Annotated in this window: 5 protein-coding genes and 1 pseudogene; all 6 read left to right on the top strand. The window is 55.8% G+C overall.

Annotated features, from left to right (window positions below; translation table 11 throughout):
- A pseudogene (locus ACML7B_RS02220) lies at window positions 1–815 on the top strand (phosphate--AMP phosphotransferase); the annotation flags it as partial.
- A gap of 41 nt (window positions 816–856) precedes the next feature.
- On the top strand, window positions 857–1,864 hold the full coding sequence (locus ACML7B_RS02215) for a deoxyguanosinetriphosphate triphosphohydrolase (protein ID WP_418539161.1): 1,008 nt from the start codon (window positions 857–859) through the stop codon (window positions 1,862–1,864).
- A 66-nt stretch (window positions 1,865–1,930) separates the two neighbouring features.
- Window positions 1,931–3,700 (top strand): DNA primase, encoded by a 1,770-nt coding sequence (gene dnaG / locus ACML7B_RS02210; protein ID WP_418539159.1) that lies wholly within the window; start codon window positions 1,931–1,933, stop codon window positions 3,698–3,700.
- A 38-nt stretch (window positions 3,701–3,738) separates the two neighbouring features.
- Window positions 3,739–4,854, top strand: a complete 1,116-nt coding sequence (gene rpoD, locus ACML7B_RS02205; protein WP_346708626.1) for an RNA polymerase sigma factor RpoD — start codon at window positions 3,739–3,741, stop codon at window positions 4,852–4,854.
- Window positions 4,855–4,867: 13 nt separating this feature from the next.
- Window positions 4,868–5,578 (top strand): tRNA (adenine(22)-N(1))-methyltransferase, encoded by a 711-nt coding sequence (locus tag ACML7B_RS02200; RefSeq protein WP_418539158.1) that lies wholly within the window; start codon window positions 4,868–4,870, stop codon window positions 5,576–5,578.
- The coding region (locus ACML7B_RS02195) for a Nif3-like dinuclear metal center hexameric protein (protein WP_418539157.1) at window positions 5,575–6,016 on the top strand (442 nt) is incomplete at its 3' end. The genes ACML7B_RS02200 and ACML7B_RS02195, both read left to right, overlap by 4 nt.

The raw sequence follows: 6,016 nt of genomic DNA, 5'->3' as shown, positions 1-6,016 counted from the left end.
GGGAGGCCGGGAGGCAGCAGCGGGCCAAAGATGAGGAGCCCCAAAACGGGCCTGCCCAGGCGGAAGAAAACCGGGCGGAGGAGACTATCCTCTCCAGGGCGGATCTGACCCTGTCCTATACAAAGGAAGAATATAAGGAGCGGCTCAAGAAGCTGCAGAAGAAGATCCAGAAGCTCCACGGGGAGCTGTACCGCAGGCGGATCCCGGTGGTGCTGGGATTCGAGGGCTGGGACGCAGGAGGAAAAGGGGGAGCCATCAAGCGGCTGACCCAGAAGATGGATCCCAGAGGCTATGTGGTGCACCCTACGGCATCTCCCAACGACATTGAGAGAGCTCATCATTATCTGTGGCGGTTCTGGATAGATATGCCCAAGGCCGGCCATGTGACCATCTTCGACCGGACCTGGTACGGTCGGGTGATGGTGGAGCGGATCGAAGGCTTCTGCACCAGAAGCGAGTGGCAGAGAGCTTATAAGGAGATCAACGATATGGAGCGGGACCTGACAGACGCAGGAGCCATTGTGCTGAAGTTCTGGATGCAGATCGATAAGGACGAACAGGAGCGAAGGTTCCGTGACCGGGAAGAAAACCCGGAGAAACGCTGGAAGATCACGGATGAGGACTGGCGGAACCGGGCGAAGTGGGACCAGTACGAGGAAGCAGTCAATGAAATGCTGCTTCGGACTTCCACACCCAATGCTCCCTGGATCGTAGTGGAAGGCAATTGCAAGTATTATGCCAGGATCAAAGTCCTGGAGACGGTGTGCGATGCCATTGAGGCAAGGATCCGCGAGGATGACGGTGACGGGAAATAGAAGAGACACAAGGAGAACATGATCAGGAGGGTGAGTGGGATATGACGATCCGAGAGCAACTGGAGAACAGGGAAGAAGAGTATTTAAGTCAATACGCGGCAAAAAGCAGAGAGTCAAAAGGCCGGAAGATACCGGAGAAGGAATGCGACATCCGGCCGGTATTCCAGAGGGACCGGGACCGGATCCTGCATTGTAAGGCGTTCCGGCGTCTGAAGCAGAAGACCCAGGTTTTCCTGCTGCCCAAAGGAGACCATTACCGGACCAGGCTGACCCACACCCTGGAGGTGTCCCAGAACGCCAGGACCATCGCCAAGGCCCTGCGGCTGAATGAAGACCTGGTGGAGGCCATCGCCCTGGGACATGACCTTGGGCATACGCCCTTTGGCCACGCCGGAGAATTCGCACTGAACCGGCTGAATCCCTCCGGGTTCCAGCACAATCTCCAGAGTGTGCGGGTGGTAGAGTGCCTGGAGAAGCAGGGGGAAGGACTGAACCTGACCTGGGAGGTGCTGGACGGGATCAAAAACCACAAGTCTTCCGGAGATCCCCATACGCTGGAAGGCCAGATCGTGCGGCTCTCCGATAAGATCGCCTATATCAACCACGACATCGACGATGCCATCCGGGGCGGGATCCTTAAGGAGTCGGATATTCCCAGGAAATATACGGATATCCTGGGGACTTCCACCAAGATCCGGCTGGACACCATGGTCCACAACGTGATCATCAACAGTATGGAGAAGCCGAAGATCCAGATGTCGCCGGAGGTATACGAGGCCACCATGGGACTTCGGGGATTCCTTTTTGAAAATGTGTATAAAAATCCAAAGGCAAAAGGGGAGGAGAAGAAAGCCATCAATATGATCACCAACCTGTATCAGTTCTACATGGAACACCTGGATCTTCTGCCATCCCAGTTTCTGGAGATGCTGGAAGAAAAGGGGACAAAAGAAGAGCAGATCGTCTGCGATTATATCGCGGGAATGACAGATACATATGCGGTGAAGAAGTTTGAAGAATATTTTGTTCCGGAATCCTGGAAATTTTAAAGGAAATCGGGTCGTTTTGTCGAATATTATAAGTGAGGGCTATTTTAACAGATAAGGAAGCGGAAGATGTATTACTCCGATGAACTGATTGAAGAAGTAAGATCAAAAAATGATATCGTAGACGTGATCTCCAGCTATGTGAAGCTGCAGAAGAAAGGAAGTTCCTATTTCGGACTGTGCCCCTTCCACAATGAGAAATCCCCTTCCTTTTCCGTGAGCAGGCAGAAGCAGATGTATTATTGTTTCGGCTGCGGGGCAGGGGGGAATGTGTTCACATTTCTCATGGAATATGAGAACTATTCTTTCCTGGAGGCGCTGAAGTATCTGGCGGACCGGGCCGGCGTGGAGCTGCCCCGGCAGGAAATGTCGAAAGAAGCCCGGGAGCGGGCGGATACAAAGGCCATCCTTCTGGAGATCAACAAGGCGGCGGCCAGGTATTTCTATATCCAGCTGAAAGAGCGTCAGGGCGAAAGGGCTCTGGCCTACCTGAAGGGAAGACAGCTGGGGGACGACACCATTCGGGCGTTCGGCCTTGGCTATGCCAATAAATACAGCGACGACCTCTACCGCTACCTGAAGGGTCAGGGGTATCAGGACGATATGATCGCCAAAGCGGGGCTGATCACCGTGGATGAGAAGCATGGGGCCCACGATAAGTTCTGGAACCGGGTCATGTTCCCCATCATGGACGCCAACAGCCGGGTGATCGGGTTCGGCGGCCGGGTCATGGGGGACGGGAAGCCCAAATACTTAAATTCCCCGGAGACCATGATCTTTGACAAGAGCCGGAATCTCTACGGCCTTAACCGGGCCAGGAGTTCCAGGAAATCTTACTTCCTTCTGTGCGAAGGATATATGGATGTGATCTCTCTTCATCAGGCCGGATTCACCAATGCGGTGGCCTCCCTTGGCACAGCCCTGACTCAGGGACATGCCTCCCTGATCAAGCGGTATGTGAAGGAGGTCTATCTGACTTACGACAGCGACGAGGCAGGGACGAAGGCGGCCCTGCGGGCCATTCCCATCCTGCGGGAGGCGGGGATCAGCGCGAAGGTGATCCGCATGGAGCCCTACAAAGACCCGGATGAGTTTATCAAGAACCTGGGGAAGGAAGCCTTTGAAGACCGGATCCGGGAGGCCAGGAACGGATTTCTATTCGGAGTGGAAGTGCTGGAGCGGGATTACGATCTGGCGTCGCCGGAAGGAAAGACGGATTTCCTGAAGGAAGTGGCCCGAAGACTGGGAGAGTTTGAGGAAGACATCGAGCGGAATAATTACATAGAGGCGGTGGCCGGGCGATACCACGTGGGCTTCGAAGAACTGCGAAAGCTGGTGGTCCGCACCGCAGTGCAAAACGGTCTGGCTCAGCCGGTTAAAAGGCCGGAGAAGGCGGTGAAAGAAAAGAAGGAAGACGGGATCCTCACATCCCAGAAGATCCTTCTCACCTGGATGATCGAGGAACCCCAGGTCTTTCATCAGATCAGCAGCTATATCATCCCGGAGGATTTTACCGGGGAGATCTACCGGAAGGTGGCGGAGCTCCTCTATCAGCAGTATGAAGAGGGGGAGGCCAATCCGGCCAGGATCCTGGATCATTTCACAGAGGAAGAGGAGCACCGGGAGGCAGCCTCCCTGTTCCACACCAGGATCCGGGAGCTGACCACGCCGGAAGAACGGGAGAAGGCTTTGAAAGAGACGGTGGTGCGGGTGAAGGCCCACAGCATCGGGGAGGCGGCGGCCCGTCTGGACCCCACGGATATCCGGGGGCTGCAGCGGCTGATGGAGGCCAAGCGGCAGCTGCAGGACCTTGAGAAACTGCATATTTCTATTAATTAGGGATAAAATATAATCAAGCAATGGAGGATGGAAACTACATGGAAGAAAACATGGCAAAATTTGAGGAGAAATTAAAAGAGCTGGTAGCCCTGGGAAAGAAAAAGAAAAGCGTCCTGGAACTGCAGGAGATCAATGATTTCTTCTCAGACATGGAACTTACCTCAGAGCAGATGGAGAAGGTGTACGATTATCTGGAGGCCAACAATGTGGACGTGCTCCGGATCGGGGCGGATGACGACGATGACATTGACGACGCGGATATCGTGATCTCCGATGAAGATGAAGTGGACATGGAGAAGATCGACCTGTCGGTGCCGGACGGCATCAGCATTGAAGATCCGGTGCGGATGTACCTTAAGGAGATCGGCAAGGTGCCGCTTCTTACCGCCGATGAGGAAGTAGAACTTGCCAAGCGGATGGCGGACGGCGACGAGTGGGCTAAGAAGCGGCTGGCGGAGGCCAATCTTCGTCTGGTGGTCAGCATTGCCAAGCGCTATGTGGGCCGGGGGATGCTGTTCCTGGATCTGATCCAGGAAGGAAACCTGGGACTTATCAAGGCAGTGGAGAAGTTCGATTATCATAAAGGGTTCAAGTTCAGTACTTACGCTACCTGGTGGATCCGCCAGGCTATCACCAGAGCCATTGCGGACCAGGCAAGGACCATCCGGATCCCGGTGCATATGGTGGAGACCATCAACAAGCTGATCCGGGTGTCCCGGCAGCTTCTGCAGGAGCTGGGGCGGGAACCCACGCCGGAAGAGATCGCGGAAGAGCTGGACATGCCGGTAGAACGGGTGAGAGAGATCCTGAAGATCTCCCAGGAGCCGGTATCTCTGGAGACGCCCATCGGAGAGGAAGAGGACAGCCATCTGGGAGATTTCATCCAGGACGACAATGTGCCGGTGCCGGCGGAAGCCGCGGCTCAGACTCTTCTGAAGGAGCAGCTTGACGAGGTGCTGGACACACTGACCGAGCGGGAGCAGAAAGTACTGCGGCTGCGCTTCGGTATGAACGATGGACGGGCCCGGACCCTGGAAGAAGTGGGGAAAGAGTTCGACGTTACCCGGGAGCGGATCCGTCAGATCGAGGCGAAAGCGCTCCGGAAGCTGCGTCATCCCAGCCGCAGCAGGAAACTGAGAGATTATCTGGATTAAGAAAGAGGCGCCTATGGAACTATCAAAGAGACTGTACGCGGTGGCGGGTCTTGTGACAGAGGGCGCCTCTGTCGCGGATATTGGAACCGATCACGGCTATGTGCCTATCTATCTTGTGGAGAGTGGCATCGCCAGCAAGGTGATCGCCCTGGATGTAAACCAGGGGCCCCTCAACCGGGCCCGGATGCATATCGTGGGCCACGGGCTTGGGGACCGGATCGAAACCCGGCTCTCCGACGGTCTTGCCATGATCCGTCCGGGGGAGGTGGATACGGTGATCGCCTCCGGGATGGGAGGACCTCTGACCATCCGGATCCTTCAGGAGGGGAAAGAGGTGGCAGATCAGCTGAATGCCCTGATCCTGCAGCCTCAGTCGGAAATCTGCCGGGTGCGCAAATTCCTCACAGAGAACGGATACCGGATCGAGCAGGAGGACATGGTGCTGGAGGATGGAAAATACTATCCGGTGATGCGGGTGGTCCACGGCACGAAGGAACCCTATGAAGAATGGGAGTATCTCTACGGGAAGCGGCTTCTGGAAGCCCGGCATCCGGTGCTTCTGGAGTTCCTGAAGCGGGAGCTTCGCATCAAGGAGAGCATCCTGGAGCAGCTTGCCGGCAGAAGCGGAAGCGAAAGCGCACGGGAGCGGGCGGAAGAGATCTGCCGGGAGAGGGAATGGATCCAAAAGGCACTGGCACAGTACGAAACAGGAGGAACGATATGACTTGTGGAGAGATCATTGCACAGATTGAGAAGGACTACCCCACATCCTGCGCCCTGGAATGGGACAACGTAGGGCTTCTGGCGGGGCGGATGGATAAGGAAGTAAAGCGTGTATACATAGGGCTGGACGCCACGGATTCGGTGATCCGGGAGGCGGCGGATAAGGGGGCGGATCTTCTTCTTACCCATCATCCGCTGCTCTTTCACGGGATCAATCGTGTGACGGACCAGGATTTCCTGGGAAACCGGGTTCTAAACCTGATCCGCAGTGACATATCTTATTATGCCATGCACACCAATTATGATGTGGTCCGGATGGCGCAGCTGGCTGCCGCAAGGCTTGGATGGAAGGGGGCAAGGCCCCTGGAGCCTGCCGGGGATGAGGCAGAAGACCAGGGGCTTGGACAGATCGCTGATCTGGAGCAGGAGATGACCCTGG

Origin of the sequence: Massilistercora timonensis, from assembly GCF_048354975.1 — a bacterium.
In the GTDB taxonomy this organism is placed as follows: Bacteria; Bacillota; Clostridia; order Lachnospirales; family Lachnospiraceae; genus Massilistercora; species Massilistercora timonensis.
This window is presented reverse-complemented; position numbering and strand designations above follow the sequence as displayed.